The organism is Candidatus Methylolitoribacter marinus (genome assembly GCF_051853155.1).
GTDB lineage: Bacteria > Pseudomonadota > Gammaproteobacteria > Burkholderiales > Methylophilaceae > BACL14.
Genome location: NZ_CP124221.1, coordinates 365,498 through 388,464, shown reverse-complemented (window position 1 = coordinate 388,464; position 22,967 = coordinate 365,498). Strand labels below are relative to the sequence as shown.

Sequence of the window (22,967 nt, the reverse complement as noted above, 5' to 3'; positions counted from 1 at the left end):
TAATTAGTTTGCCGATTTTCCATATTTAATAAAATTTTCAAACTCGCCTCTAAAGTGCTTTATAAAGCTAAGCACTGGTATTGCTGCCGCATCACCTAATGCACAAATAGTTCTTCCAGAAATTTTTTTACTCACATCCGTCAGCAGATCAAGGTCAGCTAATGTGGCTTGACCTTTAAAAACTCGATCAATAATTCGATATACCCACCCTGTTCCTTCTCTACATGGCGTGCACTGTCCACATGACTCCTCATAAAAGAAGTAAGACAATCTCCTTAAGGCTTGAACCATACAAGTACTTTCATCCATGATAATCATCGAGCCGGCCCCAACACTGGATCCAATTTGAACAAGCCCATCATAATCAAGCGTCGCATCCATAATGATCTCGGCCGGCACTACCGGTGTTGATGGTCCTCCAGGAATAACTGCTTTAAGTTGTCTGTTTTTCCATACCCCGCCAGCTTCAGTAAGTAATTGTCTAAAGGGCATCCCTAACTGAATCTCATAATTACCAGGCTTCTCCACATGGCCAGAAACTGAAAAAATTTTAGTCCCCCCAGAATTTGGAACGCCCTGATTCATAAACTCTTGACCGCCATGTTCTATAATCCATGGAATTGAAGCATACGTTTCTGTGTTATTCACATTTGTAGGCTTCCCGTAAATTCCATAGGTTGCTGGAAAAGGAGGCTTATGGCGTGGTTGACCTTTCTTGCCTTCAATAGATTCAATTAAAGCAGTTTCCTCGCCACAGATATAAGCGCCATAACCGTGAACAGCGTGCAACTCAAAATCAAAACCCGACCCCAGTATATTGTTTCCTAAAAAACCGGCCTTGCGTGCATCTTCGATTGCTTTTTCAAAAGATATATAATCTTCCCAGATCTCGCCGTGAATGTAGTTAAAACCCACCTGCGCATTCATAATATAAGCGCCAATCATCATTCCCTCGATGAGTTGATGGGGGTTGTAGCGAATGATGTCCCTATCCTTAAATGTACCTGGCTCTCCTTCATCACTGTTACACACAATGTATTTGGTGCCATCGTAATCTCTAGGCATGAATGACCATTTAATTCCGGTCGGGAAACCAGCTCCACCTCTCCCCCTTAAGCCTGAAATTTTTATTTCATCAATTAATTGTTGGGGATCAATCTTGTTTTTTAAAATTTTCTTAATCTGCTCGTAGCCGCCAATGGATTGATACGTTTTTATTGAGCCTGGATTTTTGAGAGATGAGGTCCTTAAACAGATATTAAATAACTGCTTATTATTATTTTTTAACTCCATATTTTTGTCTATTACATCATTCATTATTTAAGTTCTTTTAATAGCTGATCAACTTTATCAATGTTTAAATGCTCATGCATCTTTTGATTATTAACGGTCAATAACGGAGCCCCTCCACACGCGCCCATACATTCACTCTCTTTTAAACAAAATTTGCCATCTTTTGTTACCTCATTAAAATCAATTTTTAATTTTTCTTTTAAATGATTCACAATATGGTCGGCATCTCTCAACATACAAGAAATATTAGTGCATATCGATAACTTGTATTTACCAACTGCTTTTAAATCAAACATATTATAAAAAGTGGCGACCTCAAGCACAGCAATTTCAGGCATATCTAAATATAGAGCCACCTCACTAATATCCTCTTTAGATAGCCAACCCCTATCATTTTGCATGATTGCCAGAGCAGCAATTACAGCCGACTGTTTTTTATCGGATGGATATTTTTTTAACTCTTTATCGATTAACTTTTTTAATTTTACATTCATACCTATCGATCAATTTCCCCAAAAACAATATCTTGAGTTCCAATAATTGCTACCAGATCAGAAATCATATGACCTTTAGTCATCTCATCTAAAGAGGCAAGATGAGCGAAGCCTGGTGCTCTAATTTTTAGACGGTATGGTTTATTTGCTCCATCAGAAACCATATAAATTCCAAACTCTCCCTTGGGATGTTCTACCGCAGCATATGCTTCACCTTTAGGAAGATGAAACCCTTCAGTAAACAATTTAAAATGGTGAATCATGGACTCCATATCTTCTTTCATGTCTGTCCGTTTCGGTGGTGCAAATTTTTGATTATCTGAAATGACCGGACCAGGGTTATCTCTCAACCACTTTGTGCACTGATTTATAAGGTAAACAGACTGTCTCATTTCTTCAATTCTAACCAAATAGCGATCATAACAATCGCCCTCAACGCCCACAGGGATATCAAAATCTAACTTATCGTAAACTTCATAGGGTTGTTTTTTTCTTAAATCCCACTCGATCCCAGAACCTCTCAACATAGGTCCAGTAAAACCAAGCTCAATTGCTCGCTCAGGAGATACCACTCCAATTCCAACAGTTCTTTGTTTCCAAATACGATTATCCGTTAATAGTGTTTCATACTCATCAATGTATCCTGGGAAGCGAGTGGCAAAATCCTCAATAAAATCAAGCAGAGATCCTTGCCGATTTTCATTAAGCCTATGTGTCTCAGACGGTCTTGTAAAACGGGAATTTTGATACTGAGGCATATGATCTGGCAAATCTCTGTAGACTCCACCCGGACGATAATAGGCCGCATGCATTCTAGCTCCAGAGACAGCCTCATAACAATCAAATAAGTCTTCACGTTCTCTGAAGGTGTATAAGAAAACAGACATCGCTCCAACATCGAGTGCATGACAGCCTAGCCACAATAGGTGATTCAACAACCTTGTAATTTCATCGAATAAGACTCTGATGTATTGAGCACGAATAGGAACCTTCAGATTTAACATTTTTTCAATTGCCATGACGTAAGCATGTTCATTCATCATCATGGATACATAATCTAATCGATCCATGTATGGAACTGATTGAATATATGTTCTATTTTCTGCAAGTTTTTCTGTCGCTCGATGTAATAAACCAATATGGGGATCAGCCCTTTGAATGACTTCCCCATCCAATTCCAAAACAAGCCTGAGTACTCCATGCGCAGCTGGATGTTGAGGGCCAAAGTTCATGGTGTAATTTTTTATTTCAGCCATTACGGAACCCCTCCTCGTCAATTACACGAGGTACATTGTTACGCGCCTCTATGGTGACTGGCTGATAAATAACTCTTTTTTGTTCAGGATCATAACGCATCTCAACATTACCGATCATTGGAAAATCTTTTCTAAACGGATGTCCAATAAACCCATAATCCGTCAGAATTCTGCGAAGGTCTGGATGATTTAAAAACATGACTCCGAACAAATCAAAAGCCTCTCGCTCATACCAATCAGCATTGGCATAAATGGTTGTGGCTGTCTCTATAACAGGAAAATGATTATCTTCAATAAATGCTCTGACTCGAAGACGCTGATTATTTTTTAGAGATAATAAATGATAAACAACAGCGTAACGACTCTCATCAAAAGGATTTTGAGGGTATTGTGAATAGTCAACTGCAGCAATATCAATTAACTGGATAAACTTAAAATGTGATCCTATTTTTAATTTTTTTAATATCTTAATGACTGCATTTCCATGCACCGATAAGGTTACCTCATCAAATTGTTTGTTTACAGTAGCTTGAGGAAAGGTTGATTTTAAATTAGATATTAATTTATTTAGATCATTCATCGCGCGATTGTATTGGTCCTTTTAATTTTCTTTTGTAGTTGAAGTAGACCAAACATTAGCGCCTCAGCAGTAGGGGGACATCCCGGAACATATACATCGACCGGAACAATTCGGTCGCAACCACGCACCACCGAGTAAGAGTAGTGATAATAACCCCCGCCATTAGCACAAGAGCCCATCGATATTACCCATTTAGGATCAGGCATCTGGTCATATACTTTTCTTAATGCAGGTGCCATTTTATTAACCAAGGTTCCTGCAACGATCATTAAATCTGACTGACGTGGGCTTGGTCTAAAAACCATGCCAAAACGATCCAAGTCATATCGTGCTGCACCAGCATGCATCATTTCAACAGCACAACATGCTAAGCCAAAGGTCATAGGCCACATTGAATTTGTGCGCGTATAATTGATTAGCGTGTCAAGATTTGTGGTGATAAACCCTTTTTCTAATAACCCTTCAAGACTCATTACTTATTCCCAATCCAATGCACCTTTTTTCCATTCATAGATAAATCCAACAACCAGTATGCCCAAAAAAATCATCATCACTATAAATCCTTGAAGACCTAATGTGTCGAGTACAACTGCCCAGGGAAATAGAAAGGTAATTTCTAAATCAAAAAGAATAAACAAAATAGCGACTAAGTAGTATCGAACATCAAACTTCATTCTTGCATCCTCAAATGCTTCAAAGCCACATTCGTAGGGTGAGTTTTTTTGATCATCAGGTTTGTGGGGTGCGAGGATTTTTCCAAGGACAAGGGGTCCTATGCCAACACCCAAGCCAACAAGAATAAATAATAAAATCGGAAAATATGAATCTAACATCAAAACCTATCGTTTAATTTAATGGTGCCGTCGGAGAGACTCGAACTCTCACGACTTTCGTCACTACCCCCTCAAGATAGCGTGTCTACCAATTCCACCACGACGGCAAAAACTAATCAGGGATGTCTGAGAGCTCCTCGCTCAAGTCTTCTGACTGAACATCATCAAAAGAGTTTCCATCGTCCAAAGAATCAAATGTATCTATAGAAGATGCATCTACAACACTTCGATCACCATGCTTGTTGCTTGCAACCAGAGCAAGACTAATGCTGGTAATAAAAAATAGAGTCACGCAAAAAGCAGTCGCTTTGGTCATAAAGTTTGACGAGCCTTGGATACCAAAAGAACCACTTGAATTTCCTCCACCAAAGGCTGAGCCAGCATCTGCACCTTTACCATTTTGCAGTAAGACTAATCCAATCACACCGATACTTGCTAATAAGTGCAAAATAATTAAAATTGTTTCCATAAAATATATTTAAAAAGTTTAAATTTGATGAGCCAAGTTACAGATATGAATGAATTTATCGGCACTTAATGAACACCTACCTATGAGTGCCCCATCAACCTCATCTAAAGACAGTAATTGTAACGTATTTTTTTCATTTACGCTGCCTCCATACACTACTTTTAAAGGTATTTTTTTCTGATCATTGTTACCACTTGGCTTACCTTCACTGTGAATAAAATCTCTAATAAAAGAACACATATTTTGAGCCTGCTCGGGGGATGCAGCCATATCGCTCCCAATTGCCCATATCGGCTCATAAGCGATGACAGAATCCGCAAATATTTCCGATCCATTACTTAAAATTGTTTCCAACTGAGCTTGTACTACTTTTTTTTCCATACCGGCTTCTCGTTCAATGAAAGTTTCACCAACACACAAAATTGGTCTGACATTGTGTTCTTTTAATCTTTTAAATTTTTCTGCAATATTTAAATCTGATTCACAATAGGCTGTGCTTCTTTCAGAGTGGCCAATAATGGCATATTGTGAGGCAAAGTCCGTCAACATTGTCACACTCACTTCACCAGTAAATGGTCCCGCAAGATCTTTAGCAACATTTTGCGAACCCCAAGAGATAACGCTATGAGCAAAAAATTTTTCAGCTAAAAAAAGGTATGGGTATGGAATACACATTACAATTTCAACATCGCTTGCTGCTAGGTGCTGTTGAGTCGATTTCACTTGTGCAAATAAATCTTCATAAAATGAAGATGAACCATGCATTTTTAAATTAGCAATGATAATTTTTTTACTCATGGATTATTTTTTTTATATTTAAGGTTAATTTATTTATGTTATTAAATTTATTATTCTCGACTGTATACAAGCATTTTACTCTATCTGGTATTAATTCTTGATAGTTAAAATAAATACCCTCAAATGTATACTTCTGTTTTGCTAAATTTAATTTTGTGTGAAGACCTTTAATGACCTCTTGGCCGACACAATCAAATGTATCTTCAAACAGCGGTCTTTGGAAACCATTTCCCCACTCAAGCTGATTAATTTCATCAATAATATGTACATTAATATCATCTTTTAAAATACTATCATCCACCTCAACAATTTCACTTAAATCTTCAGGCTTTAAAATAGAACCAGCGACTTCCTCAAAAGATTGTACAAAAGTGTCAAAACTATCTTGTTTAATAGTCAATCCGGCGGCCATAGCGTGACCCCCAAAAGTGAGAATGATTTCAGGATTTTTTTTTGCCACCAGATCAATCGCGTCTCTAATGTGAAATCCATCAATTGATCGAGCAGATCCTTTGAGCTGTCCTGAGTCGTCTTGAGCAAAAATAATCACTGGCCGATAGAAGTTTTCTTTTAAACGAGATGCGAGAATACCTATGACACCCTGATGCCATTGATCATTAAACAAACAAATTGTTTTGTTGCTCTTATTAAATCCTTGCATAATTGCTTGTGCATCATCCTGCATATCAGCTTCAGTTTTTTTTCTTTGAAAATTAAACTCAATTAACTGCTTAGCATAGTGATGTGCCTCATATTCATTAGTTGCTGTTAAACAGGCGACTCCAAGACTCATGTCATCCATTCTTCCTGCTGCATTTATTTTTGGCGCAATCACAAAACTGAGATCACTAGTTAATGCATTTAGGTGCGATTTATTAGTTAGTTGAAAAATTTTTTTTAAGCCTAAATTGCACTGTTGAGATCTAATCACCTTTAATCCGTGATGGACAAGTAAACGATTGTTAAAATCCATTTTTACCATATCGGCAATGGTAGCCAATGCAACCAGATCAAGCAGTTGCAATAGGTTTGGTTCTTTTAAATTCAAATTATCAAAATAGTCCTGATCACGTAACGTTTTTCTTAAAGCAATCAATAAATAAAAAACAACTCCTGCCCCACATAAGTTTTTACTGGGAAAGCTACATTTTTTTTGATTAGGATTGATGATAAATTTTGCACTGGGTAAATTTTCTGCTTGTAAATGGTGGTCTGTCACTATGACATCGATCCCAAGACTATTGGCGTGATTTATTCCTTCAAAGCTAGCAATTCCATTGTCGACAGTGATAATGATATCTGTCTTTTTTGTATATGCGATATCGACAATTTCACTAGATAATCCATAACCATTTTTAAAACGTGATGGAATTAAAAAATCCACTTCAATTCCTAGCAGCCTGCAACCCAATATAGCTACTGATGATCCTGAGGCTCCATCTGCATCATAATCACCGACAATGGTTATTTTTTTTTGATCACGAATAGCATGAGATAAAAAATCTGCTGCTTCGTTACAGTTTAAAAGTTCATCTGGGGAAAGAAGCAGTTCAATTGGATATTCAACATCCTGAGAGGAAGTAATTTTTCTTGCTGCCAATATTTGTGCGATAAGAGGATGACGTCCAGCATCAATGAGTTGTTGTTTTATTGCTTCATTTATCTTTTTATTAATTAATTTCATTCCAGACTTTGCTTGATCCGTTGAAAAAATTAATAAAGCTATTTGTTTTTTTTAATGTGTATGACCTATCATCAACAAGTAAAATTACTTTTTCAATATGATTGATATTTTTTTTAAAATAATTTTCGACCTGTACTTTGGAATGCCTTCCAAATATCATAAATTTTTCTGAATTTTCAAATTCTTTATCGCTGACATGAGAGTAATCAAAGCCAGGAAAATCATTATCATCTGAAAACACGGCCATTTTATTATTTTTATTTGAATGAAGGCCTACTTTTAAAAAAATTAAATTATTAAAAAGCTCATCCTTTTGATTGTTAGAAAAAAAAGTATGAGTGAGCATTGAAATATTATTAAAAAAAACTTTATGAATCATAGAGCTATGCTCATTAATACAGTATGGATTATTTGTTAAAGCATGAATTGAGTCATAACAAAAATCTAAATTATTTTTAGATAACAAAAACATAAATTTACCAAAATGTTTAAAGTCATACTGATTTCTATCCAATTCATTTTTTATAAACTGAGAATATGTTGCCAATACATTTTTTGGCACACTCCTTAAGCCAGCAAAAATAAATGAATCTCTCTGCAGTTCAAAGTTTGCGGGTATAGCCAAATAAACCCAATGATTTTCAACATCAGGATCTTGAATAATTCCAGCTGGTAACAATCCTGCTTTATTTTCTATGAATAAATCAGAATAGATAGTAAATAAATCGGCAGAGATTTTTTTCATTTGAAATCTTTTGTGCCAATGATAAAGAGTATGGATTATTTCTGGTGAGGGTTGATTGATTAAAACAAAGCTCTTCAATTATCCACTAACAAATAAGTAAATTAATAATGAAAAATATAAGAATGCAAAAAAAGCGATGAGGGTAAAAACTGTTTTTAGAGTTTTTAAAATAGCTTGTAAATTTTGATTAATTTTCTTTAATTCTTTTTCACTCATGACAATCATAGTTTAAAAGTGGTGCCCGGGGCCGGAATCGAACCGGCACGATCGTAAGATCGAGAGATTTTAAGTCTCTTGTGTCTACCAATTTCACCACCCGGGCAAAGAAACGTATTCTATCATCATCCTCTATAAAAAAGAATGGAGGCGCGTGCCGGAATCGAACCGGCGTCTAAGGCTTTGCAGGCCTCTGCATAACCACTTTGCTAACGCGCCGAAAATATAAAAGGGGAGTAATATCTCCCCTTTTTAAAAAAATTTGGAGCGTGAAACGAGGTTCGAACTCGCGACCTCAACCTTGGCAAGGTTGCGCTCTACCAGCTGAGCTATTCACGCAAACAGAAGCAGTATTTTAGCTTTTTTTTAATTGATGTCAATCTCAGCAAGGAAATGATTTGGTTTAATCCCTGATAAATGCTTTTTTCAGATAATACAACATAGAAATAATGGTTAAAATTGCAGCAAGATTAATTGCTACCTCTCCAAGCAATCGTGTTGGGAGAAAATAAATATCCTCAAAATACAACAAAAGAGTAATGGCTATAAACTGAATGGTTGTTTTTACTTTGCCGACAAAAGCAACAGCAACGCTTCCTGCACTTCCAACACCAGCCATCCATTCTCTTAAAGCACTGACAGCAACCTCTCTGCCAATAATGATAATTGCAATCAATGCACTAATCCGACTCAGCTCAACCAATAAAACTAATGATGCGATTACTATTAATTTATCTGCAACCGGATCAATAAAAGCACCAAACTTAGATTCTAATTGTAACTTTCTAGCTAAGAATCCATCCAGCCAATCACTAATTCCAGCAAGGATAAACAAGCCGGTAGCGATTAGATTTTTATCAAAATTTCCAATCACAGAATGAGGTAGATAAAAAATAAGTATTAAAAAAGGAATAAGAATGATTCTAAATAAAGAAATGTAATTGGGAAGATTCATAACCTAATGATAAAAGTTATAAACAATCTCAGCAAGCTTTTGATCAATACCAGTAACCTGAGACAGCTCCTCAACTGAAGCATTTCTAATACCATCAAGACCACCAAAATATACTAGCAAAGCTTTTCTTTTCTTTGGTCCTATGCCTTCAATTTCTTCTAAAGATGAGGAAAGATTTGTCTTAGCTCTTTTTTGCCTGTGTCCAGTAATTGCAAAACGATGCGCTTCATCTCTGATGTGTTGTAACAAGTGAAACCCGATATTATTGTTTGGAATATCTTTTAGAATTTCTCCATCATCAAGAATTAATGACTCCAGTCCTGATTTTCTTCCCTCTCCTTTTACAATCGAAACAAGCCGAATACCCACTACATTGTATTTATCAAAAACATCAAGAGCCATTTTGAGTTGCCCTTTGCCACCATCGATTAACATCATATCTGGCTTTGCCTGCTCCTCATTAATTATTCTTTTCACTCGCCTCTCCAACACTTGATACATAGCAGCATAATCATCTCCTGGGGTAATATCATTGATATTGAACCTTCTGTACTCCTTATTTTGCATTGCTAAATCATCATAAACCACACATGAAGCAATCGTTTGATTGCCCATGGTGTGGCTAATATCAAAACATTCAACACGATTTAAATCAGGCATATTAAGAAGCTTTCGTAAAGACTCGATTTTGTCGGCTTTGCCAGACTCAAGCAGATTTTTTTGTCTTACATTGATCATGGCGTTTCTTTTTGCCATCTTTAGCCACATCCTTTTATCACCAGTTGCTTTGGAAATAATCTTGAATTTTTTATCAGGAAATTTAAGGTTAAAGAATGAGCTGACTAAATTTTTGTCAAAATTTCCTTCTGTGACAATTACCGGAGGTGGCATCTGCTCATCATAATGCTGACATAAAAAAATCTCAGTAAAATTAATTTCAGAGTCACTCGCATTTCTTGGAAAGAAGGTCTTGTCGCCCAAATGTCTTCCTCCTCGGATCATAACTAAATTGATACACACTATGCCTGACTCCTCAGCCAGGGCAATAATATCAGCATCATTTTCACTAAAATCACTAACGAGCTGTTTTAATCGAACCTGTCTGAGACTTTGAATTCGGTCACGGAAAACAGCCGCCCTTTCATATTCCTCATTTTCTGCAGCCAGATTCATGTGCTCCGTCATTTGTTCAATCACTTCATTATCTTTTCCTAAAAGAAATAGTTCTGCTTGACGACAATCCTCAGCATACGATTTCTCGTCAATCAACTTTACACATGGGGCTGTACAACGTTTGATTTGATGTTGTAAACATGGTCGAACCCGATTACTGAAAGTTGAGTCATCACAGTTTCTCAATAAAAAAACTTTTTGCAGTAACTGAATGCTTTCACGAACGGCATTGGAATTTGGGAAAGGTCCAAAATATTTATTTCCTTTTTTTTGCACTCCGCGATGAAACTTGAGCATTGGAAAAGCATGAGATGTCATCATTAAATAAGGATAGGATTTATCATCTCTAAAGATAACATTGTAACGAGGCATCCACTCCTTAATTAAATTATTTTCCAGAATTAATGCTTCAGCCTCAGTGTTAGTGACTGTATATTGAATTGATTGAATATGCGAGACCATCAACCTAGTTCGAGGACTAGGAATATTTTTATTAAAATAGCTAGCTACTCTTTTTTTTAAATTCTTAGCCTTGCCAACATAAATCACCTTATCTTTTTCATCCACCATGCGGTAGATGCCTGGATGCGTTGGCAATGTTTTTATAAAATTTTTTATGTCTTCCACATTGTTAGCCGAGCAAGTTACCTCCAATTGCCCAATCTTCTGTGGCAACCTCATCAAATACAACATAAGTATATGATGCTGGCTTATTCGCAATTCTAGACATTGTGTCCGTTATTTCTTTAGCAATTTCTGCTTTTTGCTCTTTATTAATTGATCCAGCTAACTTCACATTGATGTAAGGCATTTTAGTTCTCCATTTCTCTTTTAATTTTAAAAAAAACATCTTCAAACATTGATTGAGTTAATCTTTTTGTTTGTGTGTTATAACGACTACAGTGATAACTATCATACAATATTTGCTGATCTGAAATCATGTGTCGTGCACCGTGACTAAATTTAAAATGATTTTTTGTTAAATGTTGAGACATCAACACCGCCTCATGGGCAATTTTTCCTAGTGCCAAAATTATTAATTTATTGTTAATTTGCTTAATCTCAGAAGCTAGATAATTGTTACACTGTTTAATTTCATGAGTCGTGGGTTTATTTTCTGGTGGTAAACATTTCACAGCATTCGTGATGCGGACCCCATAAAGTTGCAACTCATCTTTCAAAGAGATAGATTCTGATGACGAAGAAAAGCCGAATTTATTAAGAGTCTCATACAACAAAATCCCTGCATAATCCCCTGTGAAAGGCCGGCCAGTTCTATTGGCACCATGCATTCCTGGAGCGAGTCCGACAATTAAAAATTGAGGATTAATAGCCCCAAAAGGAGCTACTGGGCGACAATGATAACCTGGATTAGACTGACTGACTTTGTCTAAAAAGTTTGCTAACCTTGGACACTGTTTGCAATTAAGATCAAATTGCATCGTTCCAATTAACTTGCTGCTGCAATCCCAATGACTTTTTTATCACCGATATAATCTTCCATTAAATGAAAATTTAAGTATTGATAAATATTGTCTTCAATGGGTGATATCTTTTCTTTAACAATCTGATGATACTCTTCAACCGTTGGAATTTTTCCCAACAATGCACAAACAGCTGCAAGCTCTGCTGAACCTAAATACACTTGTGCGCCCTTGCCCATACGATTATCGAAGTTTCGTGTACTAGTCGAAAAGACATGAGCATCATTTTCAACACGGGCCTGATTCCCCATACACAAACTGCATCCAGGTAACTCAGTTCGTGCTCCGGCCTGACCAAATATTGAGTAGTAACCTTCTTTTCTTAACTGAACTTCATCCATTCGGGTGGGAGGCGCAACCCATAATCTTGTCGATATTGCTCCTTGATTTTCCAACACCTTGCCCGCGGCACGATAGTGCCCAATATTAGTCATGCAGCTTCCAATAAACACCTCATCTATCTTATTGTTTTCAATTTCGGATAAAGGTTTAATATTATCTGGATCGTTAGGACAGGCGATTAAAGGCTCTTTAATCTCATTCAAATCAATCTCAATGATCGATGCATACTGTGCATCCTCATCAGGCTGGAGGAGTTCTGGATTTTTCAACCAATCCTGCATGCTCTGTATTCGTCGCTTAAGCGTGCGTTGATCTTCATAGCCTTGTGCAATAAGATTTTGCATTAGCGCAATATTAGACTCGAGATATTCAATAATAGGCTCTTTATTGAGCCTTACAGAGCAACCATTGGCAGAGCGCTCAGCGGAAGCATCAGCAAACTCAAAAGCCTGCTCAACTTTTAAGTCAGGTAATCCCTCGATCTCTAAAATCCTGCCATTGAAAATATTTTTCTTCCCTTGCTTAGCGACTGTTAGCTCACCATTTTTAATTGCCTGATATGGAATCGCATTCACCAAGTCTCTCAAAGTAATCCCTGGCTGCATTGTTCCTTTAAATCTCACCAAGACAGACTCGGGCATATCCAGGGGCATAACTCCAAGTGCTGCCGCAAATGCAACTAACCCAGAACCTGCCGGAAATGAAATCCCAATTGGAAAGCGTGTGTGGGAATCGCCACCCGTACCAACTGTATCGGGAAGAATCATTCGATTTAACCAAGAATGAATAACCCCATCACCTGCTTTTAAGGACACTCCTCCGCGACTACTCATGAAGTCGGGTAACGTATGTTGTAAATCAATATCTACTGGTTTTGGATAGGCTGCCGTATGGCAAAAACTTTGCATGACAAGGTCGGCACTAAAGCCTAAACACGCCAACTCTTTTAATTCATCTCGAGTCATCGCCCCGGTTGTATCTTGAGAGCCGACCGAGGTAATTTTTGGTTCACAATAGGTGCCCGGCAATACCCCATCTACCCCACATGCTCTGCCCACCATCTTTTGTGCTAACGTGTAACCATGTTGTGTATCCGTCTTTTCACTAATATTGCTAACAAAAATTGTAGGTTTCTCAATCCCTAAAACATCGGCAGATCGATCAGATAGACCACGACCTATGATGAGCGGTATCCTTCCGCCAGACCTCACCTCATCTAAAATTGTAGGTGGATTAAGTTCAAATGTAGCAAGAGTATTTCCTGAAAGATCGCAAATTATTTTGTCATTAGCCTTTAAAATAATTTCATCACCGTTACTCAAGTTTGAGACATCACATTCAATTGGGAATGCTCCGGAGTCTTCTGCTGTATTGAAAAAAATTGGCGCAATCTTACTTCCAAAAACATACCCTCCCGTATGTTTATTCGGGATAAATGGAATTTCATTTCCCATGTGCCACTGCAATGAATTAATTGCAGATTTCCTTGACGAGCCTGTACCGACTACATCTCCAACATATATCAAAGGATTCCCTAATTTTTTTAGGTCTTCAATTAACTGTAAGCCCTCGGGCATTTTATTAATAAGCATAGATTGAGCATGCAGAGGAATATCTGCACGTGACCATGCATTTTGTGCTGGAGATAAATCATCCGTATTGGTTTCACCATCTACCTTAAATACAGTTAATTTAATTTCGTTAGGTAATTCATTTTTACTAGTAAACCAATCTGCCCTAGCCCATGACTCAAGTAATGCGGTTGCAAATTTATTTCCTGAGTTATGTTTTTCTACTACATCATGGAATGCATCAAAAACTAAAGTTATCTTTGCCAATGCTTTAACTGCTTCATCAGCAAACTCACTATCTAATAACGGGACTAAAGCTTGCACGTTATATCCACCCAGCATGGTCCCTAATACCTGAATTGCTTTTTCTGGTGATAGAACACTTGAAGTTATTTTTTTATTTGCAATGTCATTCAAAAACCCAGCTTTAATATAGGCCGCCTGATCGACACCTGCTGGAACTTTATGCAAAAGAAGATTGAGCGCTTCATCTAGATTTTGATGCGTCTCATCTTTTATATATTCTATTAATTCTGCAGTTTGCTGGGGGTTAAGGGGTAAAGGGGGGAGCTGTTCTTTTATTCTGTCATTGGTATGGGTTTTATAGGTATCTAAAATCATATAAAAATCTATTAAGTTCACGTGTCAAAACATCATTTTAGAGCAAATATTTTGATTTCCCAAAAACTTTCTTTATCTTCAATAGCTCATCGCTGATCAAGTGAGGTAAAATATCACTTTAAAACTGACACTTAATTAAATTATTATGGCGACACCTCTTTTGAATATCTCTCCTCTTGATGGAAGATACGCTAAGCAAATTGATTCATTACGCAATCACTTAAGTGAGTTTGGTTTAATTAAGACTCGAGTCGAAATAGAAATTCTTTGGCTGATCAGTCTGGGTGATAATCCAAAAATTAAAGAGGTAAAAAAATTCAATGCAAGCGTTCAAAAAAAACTTCGGTCTATTATTGATCAATTTACTGAAAAAGACGCTGCTGAAATCAAACAGATTGAATCTATCACTAACCATGACGTCAAGGCAGTGGAATACTGGCTGAAAAAAACTTTAAAAAAACAGAAAGATATTGCCCCGTATTTAGAATTTATTCATTTTGCCTGCACCTCAGAAGACATCAATAATTTATCTTACGCATTAATGACAAAGCGAGCTGTCAATGAAAATATCTTGCATGGAATGAATGACATGTATGTCAAGATTCAATCCTGTGCCAAACAGTATGCGGCCATTGCAATTCTGGCTAGAACCCATGGACAGTCGGCGAGCCCAACTACCATGGGCAAAGAATTTGCAAACGTGGCAGCGAGGTTGAAAAGACAAATTAATCATCTAGCAAAACAAGAATACTTAGGAAAAATTAATGGGGCCGTCGGTAACTTTAATGCCCATATTGTTGCATACCCTGAGGTCAATTGGGAACAACACTCCAAGGATTTCATCAAATCTATGGGGCTGACATACAACCCGATGACAACTCAAATTGAGCCGCATGACTTTTTATCCGAAATTTTTAATACCCTAACGCGAATGAATACCATTCTGATTGATTTCAATCGTGACTTATGGGGCTATATTTCTCTGGGTTATTTTAAACAAAAGTTAAAGAAAAATGAGGTTGGCTCATCCACCATGCCGCACAAAGTAAACCCGATCGATTTTGAAAATGCTGAAGGAAACCTAGGTTTGAGTAACTCGATCTTAAATCACTTGAGCGAAAAATTACCAATTTCTAGATGGCAGAGAGATTTGAGTGACTCCACCGTTCTCAGAAATATCGGGGTGGGTTTTGGTTATCACGCCTTAGCCATAAATTCGTGTATGAAAGGCCTGAATAAACTAGAAATTAATAAGCAAGTCATTGATGATGACCTTAATCATTCTTGGGAAGTACTAGCAGAACCAATTCAAACCGTGATGCGTCGATACGGTATTGCTGAACCATACGAAAAATTAAAAGCATTAACCCGGGGCAACCAAGGCATTAATGAGGAAGTATTGCACACGTTTATTGAAAACTTGGATATTCCGCAAAAGGCAAAAAAAGATCTAATGAATTTAAGGCCGGAAACCTATATTGGGTTAGCCAATAAATTGGCAAAAAAATCTTAAAAGATGGTCGATATATTAGTTCTCTATTGTTCGCAAGATGGTTCGGTTCATAAATTGGCTCAACAAATTGCACGTGGAGTGAATTCTGTGAATGGTGCTGAGGCTAAATTAAGATCCGTCCCTAACAACAAACAACCTAAAAATAATTTATTTGCCCCTGAAATCAAACTCTCTGAAATAGAAGAATGTGATGGACTGGCTCTTGGCAGTCCAACTCACTTTGGCAATATGTCAGGAGCAATGAAAAACTTCATTGATGAGCTGACCCCTCTTTGGTTTAAAGGCAGTCTTGAATCCAAGGTAGGCACTGTATTCACTTCATCGCATTCGCTGCATGGCGGCAATGAAGCTACCTTGCTCAGTATGCAAATACCCCTGCAGCATCTTGGGATGTTGATCATGGGAATTCCATATTCAATCAAAGAATTAAATACTACGAAAGATGGCGGGACCCCTTATGGCGCCAGCCATGTTGGTGATCAGCCAGTGACTGCTGTGGAAGAAAAAATAGCTTATGCTCAAGGTAAAAGACTGGCTGAATTAACCATCAAACTTCGATCATGATCACTTGGATCAATCTTTTATCTTACATCGCCTTAATATTCATCAACCTGTTGTGGGAGCTTTTTTATACCCCCTCCGGGGAATCATCGTGGATGGTTATTAAGGCAGTGATTTTAGTTTTACCACTGAGGCAATTAATCAAGAAAAACTTATATACCCTCGAATGGATTAACTTTATAATCATCTTATTTTTTATTGAGGGTGTGGTCAGGGCATGGTCTGAGACCATGCCAAGCCAGTTGTTTGCGATTTCCGAGGTTATGCTCACTGTAGTTTTTTTCTTTACCAGTATATTAATTTTTAAAAAATGAAATTTTTGCTATCTAATGACGACGGGTACCAAGCTCCCGGAATAAATGAATTAGCCCACACCCTGTCGACAATTGGTGAGGTCGTGATTGTTGCTCCCGAGGAAAATAAAAGTGCGTCTAGTAGCTCATTGACTCTTAAAAATCCACTCACCATCACGGAATATAAAGAAAATATCTACTTTATTAATGGCACGCCAACCGATTGCGTGCATATTGCATTGTCTGGTTTTTTAAAATTTAAACCGGACATGGTGATATCCGGAATTAATGATGGGCCTAATATGGGTGATGATACGATCTACTCTGGCACAGTAGCAGCTGCCATGGAGGGTTATCTTTTAGATATTCCATCACTCGCGATTTCCATGTCCCAATACGACCCAAAACACTATTCAACGGCTGGTCAGGTAGTGCTTGATCTGATTCCTAAAATAAAAAATTTACAACAATCCATATTACTGAATATTAACGTTCCAGATATACCATACAACGAACTTCAAGGAACTGAAATTACTCGACTTGGAAAACGTCATAAGGCAGAACCTATCATCCACCACCCCAATCAAAACGATAAGTTAATGTATTGGGTCGGAGCCGCCGGAGAACCAAACGATGGTGGTCCTGGGACAGATTTTTTTGCAATTAAAAATGAAAAAGTATCAATTTCTCCTATAATATCTGATCTAACAAACTTCAATAAACTGGATTTATTAAAAGAAAATTTAATATGAAATTAATACCATTATTTTTACTTATGCTAATAATCAGTCTCTTTCCAGGTTGCGCCTCAAAGTTTCCAGAAACCGTGCCCGTCGACAATAGCAAAAATATCATTCAGAAATGTCCTGATGTTTATAAGGTTAAAAAGGGGGATACTATATTCAGCTTGAGTCTTAAATGCGGATTTGATTATAAGGATGTAGCAGCGGTCAATAATATTAAAAAACCTTACAAGGTTAGCGTTGGTGAAGAAATTCGTTTTGATTTACTTAGAAATGACAATAATCCTGAAGCTGCAAGTAATGAAATGAAATCAGACAATGTTGAAATCGCAAGGCTTGACGATGAGCCTTCAGAAGTGATTGCTGAACAAAAGCCATTATCTCAAGAGGATATTGGCGAGCCTATTGAAATTAACGAGCCTGTAGCCACCCGAGAAATTTATAATTCAAAATCTGTGCAAAAAACCAAAGAAATTGTGGCTAAAAATACAGAGTCTTTAGCTAATCGTTTTATGTGGCCCACTGATGGAGAAGTAGCCAAACAATTTAATCCAGATGAAGGATTAAAAGGAATATTAATCGAAGGATCGCTCGGCCAAGAAGTAAAGTCGATCGATAAAGGTCGAGTCATTTATGCCGGTGAAGATTTAAAGGGCTACGGTAAACTCATTATCATCAAGCATGATGACGATATTTTGAGCGTGTATGGACATAACCGCGAGTTACTTGTCACAGAGGGTCAAAAAATCAGTGCTGGAGAAATCATTTCCACCATGGGAGAAACCGATGATGGAAAAATACATTTACATTTTGAGATCAGAAAAAAAGGGCTATCAGTTGATCCGATGACTTACTTTAAATCCAGGACCTAATTAAACTCACCACGTTCTTGTTTACCAATATAATCTCGAACCGCAGTCATGTCGTATTCCCTGGCCCATTTAATAATTTCATCAAACGCTGGCGCACCAATTTCACCGACTTGGGCATGAATTCCTGCTTTTTCACGAACGACTAATAAACCTGGAATTTTTTCAACTTCAAAGTATTCACCGATTTCTGGATGTTGTTCCACATCAACCATTCCAAACACGATATCTTTATTGGCTTCTGCTGCCTTTTCAAAAATTGGAGTGAAATTTTTGCATGGCTCGCACCAAGGGGCCCAGAAATCAATGATCACAAAATCATTTTTTTCTATCGTGTCTTTAAAATTTTTTGTTGTTAGTTCTAATACTTTTACCATCGAATTGTCCTATTATTCAATTAAAATTTATTTACGCTAAATATCTCTTCCAGCGGTAATCTATTGCGAGCAGCTCCTTCACGCTCCTTTAATTCTTCTCGCGTATGCTCTAAATCTTGAGGTCTGCCAACTGCAATAACCGAGAGAATATCATAATTTTCAGGAACTTGCGCCAGTTCTCTCGCATCATCCTTACTAAACCCGCCCATCTGATGTGCCGCCAACCCCATTGCAGTTGCTTGCAGACAAATATTTTCAGAGGCGGCGCCTAAATCATAATGGGCATAGCCATTTTCTTGATCGTTATGTCGGTAATAGCGGTTGGTGGTGGTAATGATCAATAAAGCCGCGTCCATTGCCCAGTCCTGATTGGACACAGATAAACAATTCAACGCCTGACCAAACATGGTGGCGTCACTTTTACTAAACAACACAAATTTCCATGGCTGCTCCCCTCGGCAGGATGGTGCCCAGCGAGCCGCTTCCATTAGAGAATGTATGTCATCATTACCAAGAATAAACTCAGGGTCAAATGACCGCGGACTCCATCGATCGGCAATAAGATCATGAATGGGGGCTTGAGTAAGTGCTTTCTTTTCCATGTTATTGTCTAATTCCTTCTACCAATAAATTGACCTCAATTTTATCACCTAATGAACTATTTTCTTTCAATCCCCAGCTGTAACCAAAATCAGAGGCCTTTAAGTCAATATTTCCTTCCAGCCCAACGCGATAACCACCCCACGGATCGTCACCAAAACCAAGCAGTGTAAACGGGATATCCAATTTTTTTTCAACGCCGCCCATAGCTAACGCTCCAGACACCACGCCATTTTTATCATCTTGCATCACAATCTTAGAACTACTAAATGTGATGGTTGGAAAAGCTAAGGTATTTAAAAATTTCTTTTCTTGGATATGGTTATCCCTTTTTTTGTGATTGCTATTAATCTTTAACAAGCTCATTTCCACATTTATTTTGGATTGACTCATGTCGTCCAGATTAATCGTCATTTCCCCGGTCATATCTGGAATCGTTCCTGATGTCTTAGAGACTACGTGACGGATCTTCCAATTGGCAAAACTATGCTCAGAGTCCACCTTGTATATTCCAGACTGCGCAATGACAGATGATGATATAAACATTAACAGAATGATTGATTGCTTCACTTTTTCCCTTGAGATAATTTAAACAGTTATTATGATAAAAAATAAAAAAATTAATTCAAAATTTATGACCGATCATTTACATTTCATGGAAGCAGCCTTAGTGGAGGCTGAGAAAGCCTTAAAGTCTGATGAAATTCCTATCGGTGCGATCGTCACCTTAAATAACAAAATTATAGGACGTGGGTTTAATTCAGTGATTAAAAATACGGACCCGACTTGTCATGCTGAAATCGTGGCTCTTCGAGACGCAGCTCGTTTTTTATCCAATTACCGCCTACCTCAAGTCAATCTCTATGTTACTTTAGAGCCCTGCATCATGTGCTTAGGAGCTATTTTTCAGGCCAGAGTCAAGCAAGTTTATTTTGGTGCCTACGATGCAAAATTTCATAGCTGCGACCCAAGTCAAAATTTAGTAAATAATCAAACCATCAATCATCATACTTCTTTCATAGGTGGAATCCTTGAAGAAGAATGTTCCGCTTTGTTGAAAAATTATTTTAAACATAAAAGATAAAAAAAGACCCGCCTAAAGCGGGTCTTAAAAATTTAGGAGATTTTTAGGTATTCAGTTGGATTAGAACATCCACTGAATACGAGTATGGAACATTGTTTCAGAATCAAATGTTTCACTTCCAGCAATATCCGCTGGCATTAAATTCTCACCATAATCAGCATATGTGAGAGATGCTTTAGCAAGTACATTTTGGTTAGCTAACCATTTAACACCAAGTGTGTACTGATTGATTGATGTATCACAACCAGACAAAGATGTACCAATCTCATCACCATAGGTATCAGCAGTTGCTCCACAATCAAAGGCGCCACGGAATCTATTTTCTTTATTACCTGCAACGTTATTTGTTTTCATATCATCAATACCTAGATATTCATAACGTGCTCCAATTTCCCACGCACCAGAACCAGTTCCTTTTTCAAAATCAAATGGGTTTTTGATTTTAATGCCCTTCATTTTACCGCCTTTATAAGATTTGGCATAATGCTCACCAGTTAAGATGTAGTTAGCTGAAACATATCCAATCTTTACATCAGCTTCTGCACCTGCGCCAGTAATCTCATTAGTTCCCTCAAATGAACCTTGTCCATATTCAGCTTGTAATTTAAATGGTCCTTTAGCAAAGATACCCTCTAAAGCAGCAAATCTATTTTCTATATGTAAATTAGATTTTGATTTACCGCTAACTTCGGTAACGGATAAATTTTGACCTTCAACGTCCATCTTAGCTAGAGGGCTAAATCCGCGACCAGCACTCTTAAATTTGAAGACTGTAGCGTGAGTAGTCGAACCACCGTTACTTGATGATTTAGGTGTAAGTGAATAATCTTCAGTAAACCCTGCGATACCTACATGAAAGATTGAATCTTTAATTTTATTGGCTTCAGCCCAGTTGTATGTTAAACGACCTGAATAATTATTTTCATCTTGCGTATCTGTGTTTTTGTAACCTTCTTGATACTTAGTCACCGCATAAGTCATACCCTTTGTAGGAGTACCTTTGAAAGCTATACCTAATTTTTTGTGCGGAGAAATTTGATTCATGAAAGAGCGTTCAACGAAATCAATGTCGTTTGAACTTGTTAAACCTTCGAGGTTAAATGCTTGTTTAAACCGACCAAATTGAACTTGGAAAGGCTTCATAGCTGCGAAAGTTAAAGAAGCAGTATCTAAATTGTTACCGCCTTTACCGTTTGCATTCAAGACAACGTCATACTTCCAAATACCATCGAGTTTACCTTTAATACCAATACGTGCTCGACGCATTTCAAATTCAGTTGGGCTTGTTGATTTAGTATCAACATCATATTCATCAGCATCTGTATTACCGAAATCATCTTCATCTAAATCAGAATTTCTGAAGTCGAAGTGCATACGACCTGTTAAAGCTATTTCGTTTTTGCCGTCAGCACTTTGTATTTTAAATTTACCGCCCTTGTTTGTTAACACAGGGGTATTTGCTTTTTTCTTGTCATTACCTTTTGAAAGCAATGCGCCTTCTTCCTCTGTTAAAACACCTTTAGTCACTAAGGCATTCACAAGGTCACCTGTCGTATCAGCGTATACAACGCCTGATAAAGACAATACTGCTGCTGAAACAGCACCAGTGATAATCTTCTTGTTCATTTACAATCTCCTAAAAGATAAAAAAATTAAAGAAATCAAATAATTTCTTTGACGTGTTTAAATTTTAGGAAGACTATGTGACAGTTTTATGACATTAAGAGGATAAGTGGGTGTTTTTGTTGTAAAAATTTACACAATGTTGTGTATTTGCAACATTGATTTTAAATATCAAACTGAACTGATCCGGAAGCTAAATCATACACCGCACCAACAAGGGCAATCTGGTTATCTATCACCATTTGATTAATGATCTTGCTATGTTGTTTAATGTTATTAATTTGCTCATGAACATTATGCCAGCACACTTTGTCTACAAAAGATGTATTTGAGGAATTGCGATCACTCGATACAGTGGTCTCTAAGCTTACTGCTGGGTCAATCATGTTAATGATTTCTCCGATATTGCCCCCTTTAAAGTGATCACATGCCGCTTTGACGGCACCGCAATTGCTATGCCCCATCACTACCACCAATTTTGAACCTAAGTACTCTGTAGAAAATTCTAAACTACCAATGGCCAAGGTTGAGGCCACATTGCCGGCCAACCTCACTGAGAAAATATCCCCTAGATTTTGATCAAAAATCAACTCCACTGTCGTCCTGGAGTCGCTACAACTAAGAATAGAGGCAAAAGGATGTTGCTTATCTTTTAACTCATCACGCACACTCAACATATCATGCTGACGTTTGACATTATTCACAAAACGTTCATTACCTTGTTGTAAAATTTCAATCGCTTGCTGCGGAGTCATTTGGTCACGATCAATTTCAGGGTGCATGTACATAA

At 37.4% G+C, this 22,967-nt stretch carries 26 protein-coding genes and 4 tRNA genes; 6 read left to right on the top strand and 24 right to left on the bottom strand.

What is annotated here, in order from left to right:
• Nucleotides 1–3: 3 nt before the first annotated feature.
• The 19 genes from nuoF to acnB all read right to left on the bottom strand — a co-directional run bounded on the left by nuoF (nucleotide 4) and on the right by acnB (nucleotide 14,514).
• The gene (gene nuoF / locus QFA95_RS02050; RefSeq protein WP_486463179.1) at nucleotides 4–1,317 is read right to left on the bottom strand and encodes an NADH-quinone oxidoreductase subunit NuoF; all 1,314 of its coding nucleotides are present in this window, start codon (nucleotides 1,315–1,317) and stop codon (nucleotides 4–6) included.
• A complete protein-coding gene (locus QFA95_RS02045) occupies nucleotides 1,317–1,787 on the bottom strand; it encodes an NADH-quinone oxidoreductase subunit NuoE family protein (RefSeq protein ID WP_486463178.1) in 471 nt (156 codons plus the stop codon). Before QFA95_RS02045 ends, nuoF begins: the two co-directional genes overlap by 1 nt.
• Nucleotides 1,788–1,789: 2 nt before the next feature.
• Nucleotides 1,790–3,043, bottom strand: coding sequence for an NADH-quinone oxidoreductase subunit D (locus tag QFA95_RS02040; RefSeq protein ID WP_486463177.1), 1,254 nt, complete (start codon nucleotides 3,041–3,043; stop codon nucleotides 1,790–1,792).
• Complete coding sequence (locus QFA95_RS02035; protein WP_486463176.1) at nucleotides 3,036–3,623, bottom strand: NADH-quinone oxidoreductase subunit C; 588 nt, start codon at nucleotides 3,621–3,623, stop codon at nucleotides 3,036–3,038. Before QFA95_RS02035 ends, QFA95_RS02040 begins: the two co-directional genes overlap by 8 nt.
• Nucleotides 3,620–4,096, bottom strand: coding sequence for a NuoB/complex I 20 kDa subunit family protein (locus tag QFA95_RS02030; protein WP_486463175.1), 477 nt, complete (start codon nucleotides 4,094–4,096; stop codon nucleotides 3,620–3,622). Before QFA95_RS02030 ends, QFA95_RS02035 begins: the two co-directional genes overlap by 4 nt.
• 3 nt (nucleotides 4,097–4,099) lie before the next feature.
• Nucleotides 4,100–4,456 carry an NADH-quinone oxidoreductase subunit A gene (locus QFA95_RS02025; protein ID WP_486463174.1) on the bottom strand — a complete coding sequence of 119 codons (357 nt, stop codon included), beginning with the start codon at nucleotides 4,454–4,456 and terminating at the stop codon, nucleotides 4,100–4,102.
• A 22-nt stretch (nucleotides 4,457–4,478) separates the two neighbouring features.
• Nucleotides 4,479–4,563, bottom strand: a tRNA-Leu gene (locus QFA95_RS02020).
• Nucleotides 4,564–4,568: 5 nt separating this feature from the next.
• Entirely contained in the window at nucleotides 4,569–4,925 is a 357-nt protein-coding gene (secG, locus tag QFA95_RS02015; RefSeq protein WP_486463173.1) for a preprotein translocase subunit SecG, read from the bottom strand.
• A gap of 18 nt (nucleotides 4,926–4,943) precedes the next feature.
• Nucleotides 4,944–5,723 carry a triose-phosphate isomerase gene (tpiA, locus tag QFA95_RS02010; RefSeq protein WP_486463172.1) on the bottom strand — a complete coding sequence of 260 codons (780 nt, stop codon included), beginning with the start codon at nucleotides 5,721–5,723 and terminating at the stop codon, nucleotides 4,944–4,946.
• Nucleotides 5,716–7,407: a single-stranded-DNA-specific exonuclease RecJ gene (gene recJ, locus QFA95_RS02005; protein WP_486463171.1), complete on the bottom strand. Its 1,692-nt coding sequence runs from the start codon at nucleotides 7,405–7,407 to the stop codon at nucleotides 5,716–5,718. Before recJ ends, tpiA begins: the two co-directional genes overlap by 8 nt.
• On the bottom strand, nucleotides 7,394–8,152 hold the full coding sequence (locus QFA95_RS02000) for a hypothetical protein (protein WP_486463170.1): 759 nt from the start codon (nucleotides 8,150–8,152) through the stop codon (nucleotides 7,394–7,396). Before QFA95_RS02000 ends, recJ begins: the two co-directional genes overlap by 14 nt.
• Before the next feature lie 235 nt (nucleotides 8,153–8,387).
• Nucleotides 8,388–8,474: transfer RNA gene (locus QFA95_RS01995), tRNA-Leu, on the bottom strand.
• 39 nt (nucleotides 8,475–8,513) lie between these two features.
• A tRNA-Cys gene (locus QFA95_RS01990) sits at nucleotides 8,514–8,587 on the bottom strand.
• 44 nt (nucleotides 8,588–8,631) lie between these two features.
• Nucleotides 8,632–8,707: transfer RNA gene (locus QFA95_RS01985), tRNA-Gly, on the bottom strand.
• Between the two features lie 64 nt (nucleotides 8,708–8,771).
• On the bottom strand, nucleotides 8,772–9,323 hold the full coding sequence (pgsA, locus tag QFA95_RS01980; protein WP_486463169.1) for a CDP-diacylglycerol--glycerol-3-phosphate 3-phosphatidyltransferase: 552 nt from the start codon (nucleotides 9,321–9,323) through the stop codon (nucleotides 8,772–8,774).
• A 3-nt stretch (nucleotides 9,324–9,326) separates the two neighbouring features.
• Complete coding sequence (uvrC, locus tag QFA95_RS01975; protein ID WP_486463168.1) at nucleotides 9,327–11,123, bottom strand: excinuclease ABC subunit UvrC; 1,797 nt, start codon at nucleotides 11,121–11,123, stop codon at nucleotides 9,327–9,329.
• Between the two features lie 4 nt (nucleotides 11,124–11,127).
• The gene (locus tag QFA95_RS01970) at nucleotides 11,128–11,307 is read right to left on the bottom strand and encodes a tautomerase family protein (RefSeq protein ID WP_009852487.1); all 180 of its coding nucleotides are present in this window, start codon (nucleotides 11,305–11,307) and stop codon (nucleotides 11,128–11,130) included.
• Between the two features lies 1 nt (nucleotide 11,308).
• Nucleotides 11,309–11,938, bottom strand: coding sequence for a uracil-DNA glycosylase (locus tag QFA95_RS01965; RefSeq protein WP_486463167.1), 630 nt, complete (start codon nucleotides 11,936–11,938; stop codon nucleotides 11,309–11,311).
• A gap of 8 nt (nucleotides 11,939–11,946) precedes the next feature.
• The gene (gene acnB / locus QFA95_RS01960; protein ID WP_486463166.1) at nucleotides 11,947–14,514 is read right to left on the bottom strand and encodes a bifunctional aconitate hydratase 2/2-methylisocitrate dehydratase; all 2,568 of its coding nucleotides are present in this window, start codon (nucleotides 14,512–14,514) and stop codon (nucleotides 11,947–11,949) included.
• Nucleotides 14,515–14,659: 145 nt separating this feature from the next.
• On the opposite strand from acnB, the gene purB reads away from it, so the two are divergent.
• Genes purB through QFA95_RS01935 form a run of 5 tightly spaced genes read left to right on the top strand, consistent with a single transcriptional unit; the run spans nucleotide 14,660 to nucleotide 18,496 of the window.
• Nucleotides 14,660–16,027 carry an adenylosuccinate lyase gene (gene purB, locus QFA95_RS01955; RefSeq protein ID WP_486463165.1) on the top strand — a complete coding sequence of 456 codons (1,368 nt, stop codon included), beginning with the start codon at nucleotides 14,660–14,662 and terminating at the stop codon, nucleotides 16,025–16,027.
• 3 nt (nucleotides 16,028–16,030) lie between these two features.
• A complete protein-coding gene (gene wrbA / locus QFA95_RS01950) occupies nucleotides 16,031–16,591 on the top strand; it encodes an NAD(P)H:quinone oxidoreductase (protein ID WP_486463164.1) in 561 nt (186 codons plus the stop codon).
• Nucleotides 16,588–16,902, top strand: a complete 315-nt coding sequence (locus QFA95_RS01945; protein ID WP_486463163.1) for a DUF2069 domain-containing protein — start codon at nucleotides 16,588–16,590, stop codon at nucleotides 16,900–16,902. The genes wrbA and QFA95_RS01945 overlap by 4 nt, the downstream gene beginning before the upstream one ends.
• Complete coding sequence (gene surE, locus QFA95_RS01940) at nucleotides 16,899–17,633, top strand: 5'/3'-nucleotidase SurE (RefSeq protein WP_486463162.1); 735 nt, start codon at nucleotides 16,899–16,901, stop codon at nucleotides 17,631–17,633. The genes QFA95_RS01945 and surE overlap by 4 nt, the downstream gene beginning before the upstream one ends.
• The gene (locus QFA95_RS01935) at nucleotides 17,630–18,496 is read left to right on the top strand and encodes a peptidoglycan DD-metalloendopeptidase family protein (RefSeq protein ID WP_486463161.1); all 867 of its coding nucleotides are present in this window, start codon (nucleotides 17,630–17,632) and stop codon (nucleotides 18,494–18,496) included. Before surE ends, QFA95_RS01935 begins: the two co-directional genes overlap by 4 nt.
• Here QFA95_RS01935 and QFA95_RS01930 read toward each other — a convergent pair.
• Genes QFA95_RS01930 through QFA95_RS01920 form a run of 3 tightly spaced genes read right to left on the bottom strand, consistent with a single transcriptional unit; the run spans nucleotide 18,493 to nucleotide 20,016 of the window.
• Nucleotides 18,493–18,870: a thioredoxin family protein gene (locus tag QFA95_RS01930; protein WP_486463160.1), complete on the bottom strand. Its 378-nt coding sequence runs from the start codon at nucleotides 18,868–18,870 to the stop codon at nucleotides 18,493–18,495. The genes QFA95_RS01935 and QFA95_RS01930 overlap by 4 nt on opposite strands.
• 20 nt (nucleotides 18,871–18,890) lie before the next feature.
• Nucleotides 18,891–19,472, bottom strand: coding sequence for a nitroreductase family protein (locus QFA95_RS01925; RefSeq protein WP_486463159.1), 582 nt, complete (start codon nucleotides 19,470–19,472; stop codon nucleotides 18,891–18,893).
• Between the two features lies 1 nt (nucleotide 19,473).
• Nucleotides 19,474–20,016 (bottom strand): YceI family protein, encoded by a 543-nt coding sequence (locus QFA95_RS01920; RefSeq protein WP_486463158.1) that lies wholly within the window; start codon nucleotides 20,014–20,016, stop codon nucleotides 19,474–19,476.
• Between the two features lie 55 nt (nucleotides 20,017–20,071).
• On the opposite strand from QFA95_RS01920, the gene tadA reads away from it, so the two are divergent.
• Nucleotides 20,072–20,554 (top strand): tRNA adenosine(34) deaminase TadA, encoded by a 483-nt coding sequence (gene tadA, locus QFA95_RS01915; RefSeq protein WP_486463157.1) that lies wholly within the window; start codon nucleotides 20,072–20,074, stop codon nucleotides 20,552–20,554.
• Between the two features lie 60 nt (nucleotides 20,555–20,614).
• Here tadA and QFA95_RS01910 read toward each other — a convergent pair whose 3' ends face one another.
• A complete protein-coding gene (locus tag QFA95_RS01910) occupies nucleotides 20,615–22,180 on the bottom strand; it encodes an OprO/OprP family phosphate-selective porin (RefSeq protein ID WP_486463156.1) in 1,566 nt (521 codons plus the stop codon).
• A gap of 161 nt (nucleotides 22,181–22,341) precedes the next feature.
• The gene (locus QFA95_RS01905; RefSeq protein ID WP_486463155.1) at nucleotides 22,342–22,965 is read right to left on the bottom strand and encodes a carbonic anhydrase; all 624 of its coding nucleotides are present in this window, start codon (nucleotides 22,963–22,965) and stop codon (nucleotides 22,342–22,344) included.
• Nucleotides 22,966–22,967 lie beyond the last annotated feature (2 nt).

What these genes read in the sequence shown, in the direction of transcription:
- nuoF (WP_486463179.1), bottom strand. Translation starts at nt 1,317, where the DNA reads ATGAATGATGTAATAGACAAAAATATGGAGTTAAAAAATAATAATAAG.
- QFA95_RS02045 (WP_486463178.1), bottom strand. Translation starts at nt 1,787, where the DNA reads ATGAATGTAAAATTAAAAAAGTTAATCGATAAAGAGTTAAAAAAATAT.
- QFA95_RS02040 (WP_486463177.1), bottom strand. Translation starts at nt 3,043, where the DNA reads ATGGCTGAAATAAAAAATTACACCATGAACTTTGGCCCTCAACATCCA.
- QFA95_RS02035 (WP_486463176.1), bottom strand. Translation starts at nt 3,623, where the DNA reads ATGAATGATCTAAATAAATTAATATCTAATTTAAAATCAACCTTTCCT.
- QFA95_RS02030 (WP_486463175.1), bottom strand. Translation starts at nt 4,096, where the DNA reads ATGAGTCTTGAAGGGTTATTAGAAAAAGGGTTTATCACCACAAATCTT.
- QFA95_RS02025 (WP_486463174.1), bottom strand. Translation starts at nt 4,456, where the DNA reads ATGTTAGATTCATATTTTCCGATTTTATTATTTATTCTTGTTGGCTTG.
- secG (WP_486463173.1), bottom strand. Translation starts at nt 4,925, where the DNA reads ATGGAAACAATTTTAATTATTTTGCACTTATTAGCAAGTATCGGTGTG.
- tpiA (WP_486463172.1), bottom strand. Translation starts at nt 5,723, where the DNA reads ATGAGTAAAAAAATTATCATTGCTAATTTAAAAATGCATGGTTCATCT.
- recJ (WP_486463171.1), bottom strand. Translation starts at nt 7,407, where the DNA reads ATGAAATTAATTAATAAAAAGATAAATGAAGCAATAAAACAACAACTC.
- QFA95_RS02000 (WP_486463170.1), bottom strand. Translation starts at nt 8,152, where the DNA reads ATGAAAAAAATCTCTGCCGATTTATTTACTATCTATTCTGATTTATTC.
- pgsA (WP_486463169.1), bottom strand. Translation starts at nt 9,323, where the DNA reads ATGAATCTTCCCAATTACATTTCTTTATTTAGAATCATTCTTATTCCT.
- QFA95_RS01970 (WP_009852487.1), bottom strand. Translation starts at nt 11,307, where the DNA reads ATGCCTTACATCAATGTGAAGTTAGCTGGATCAATTAATAAAGAGCAA.
- QFA95_RS01965 (WP_486463167.1), bottom strand. Translation starts at nt 11,938, where the DNA reads ATGCAATTTGATCTTAATTGCAAACAGTGTCCAAGGTTAGCAAACTTT.
- acnB (WP_486463166.1), bottom strand. Translation starts at nt 14,514, where the DNA reads ATGATTTTAGATACCTATAAAACCCATACCAATGACAGAATAAAAGAA.
- purB (WP_486463165.1), top strand. Translation starts at nt 14,660, where the DNA reads ATGGCGACACCTCTTTTGAATATCTCTCCTCTTGATGGAAGATACGCT.
- wrbA (WP_486463164.1), top strand. Translation starts at nt 16,031, where the DNA reads ATGGTCGATATATTAGTTCTCTATTGTTCGCAAGATGGTTCGGTTCAT.
- QFA95_RS01945 (WP_486463163.1), top strand. Translation starts at nt 16,588, where the DNA reads ATGATCACTTGGATCAATCTTTTATCTTACATCGCCTTAATATTCATC.
- surE (WP_486463162.1), top strand. Translation starts at nt 16,899, where the DNA reads ATGAAATTTTTGCTATCTAATGACGACGGGTACCAAGCTCCCGGAATA.
- QFA95_RS01935 (WP_486463161.1), top strand. Translation starts at nt 17,630, where the DNA reads ATGAAATTAATACCATTATTTTTACTTATGCTAATAATCAGTCTCTTT.
- QFA95_RS01930 (WP_486463160.1), bottom strand. Translation starts at nt 18,870, where the DNA reads ATGGTAAAAGTATTAGAACTAACAACAAAAAATTTTAAAGACACGATA.
- QFA95_RS01925 (WP_486463159.1), bottom strand. Translation starts at nt 19,472, where the DNA reads ATGGAAAAGAAAGCACTTACTCAAGCCCCCATTCATGATCTTATTGCC.
- QFA95_RS01920 (WP_486463158.1), bottom strand. Translation starts at nt 20,016, where the DNA reads ATGTTTATATCATCATCTGTCATTGCGCAGTCTGGAATATACAAGGTG.
- tadA (WP_486463157.1), top strand. Translation starts at nt 20,072, where the DNA reads ATGATAAAAAATAAAAAAATTAATTCAAAATTTATGACCGATCATTTA.
- QFA95_RS01910 (WP_486463156.1), bottom strand. Translation starts at nt 22,180, where the DNA reads ATGAACAAGAAGATTATCACTGGTGCTGTTTCAGCAGCAGTATTGTCT.
- QFA95_RS01905 (WP_486463155.1), bottom strand. Translation starts at nt 22,965, where the DNA reads ATGTACATGCACCCTGAAATTGATCGTGACCAAATGACTCCGCAGCAA.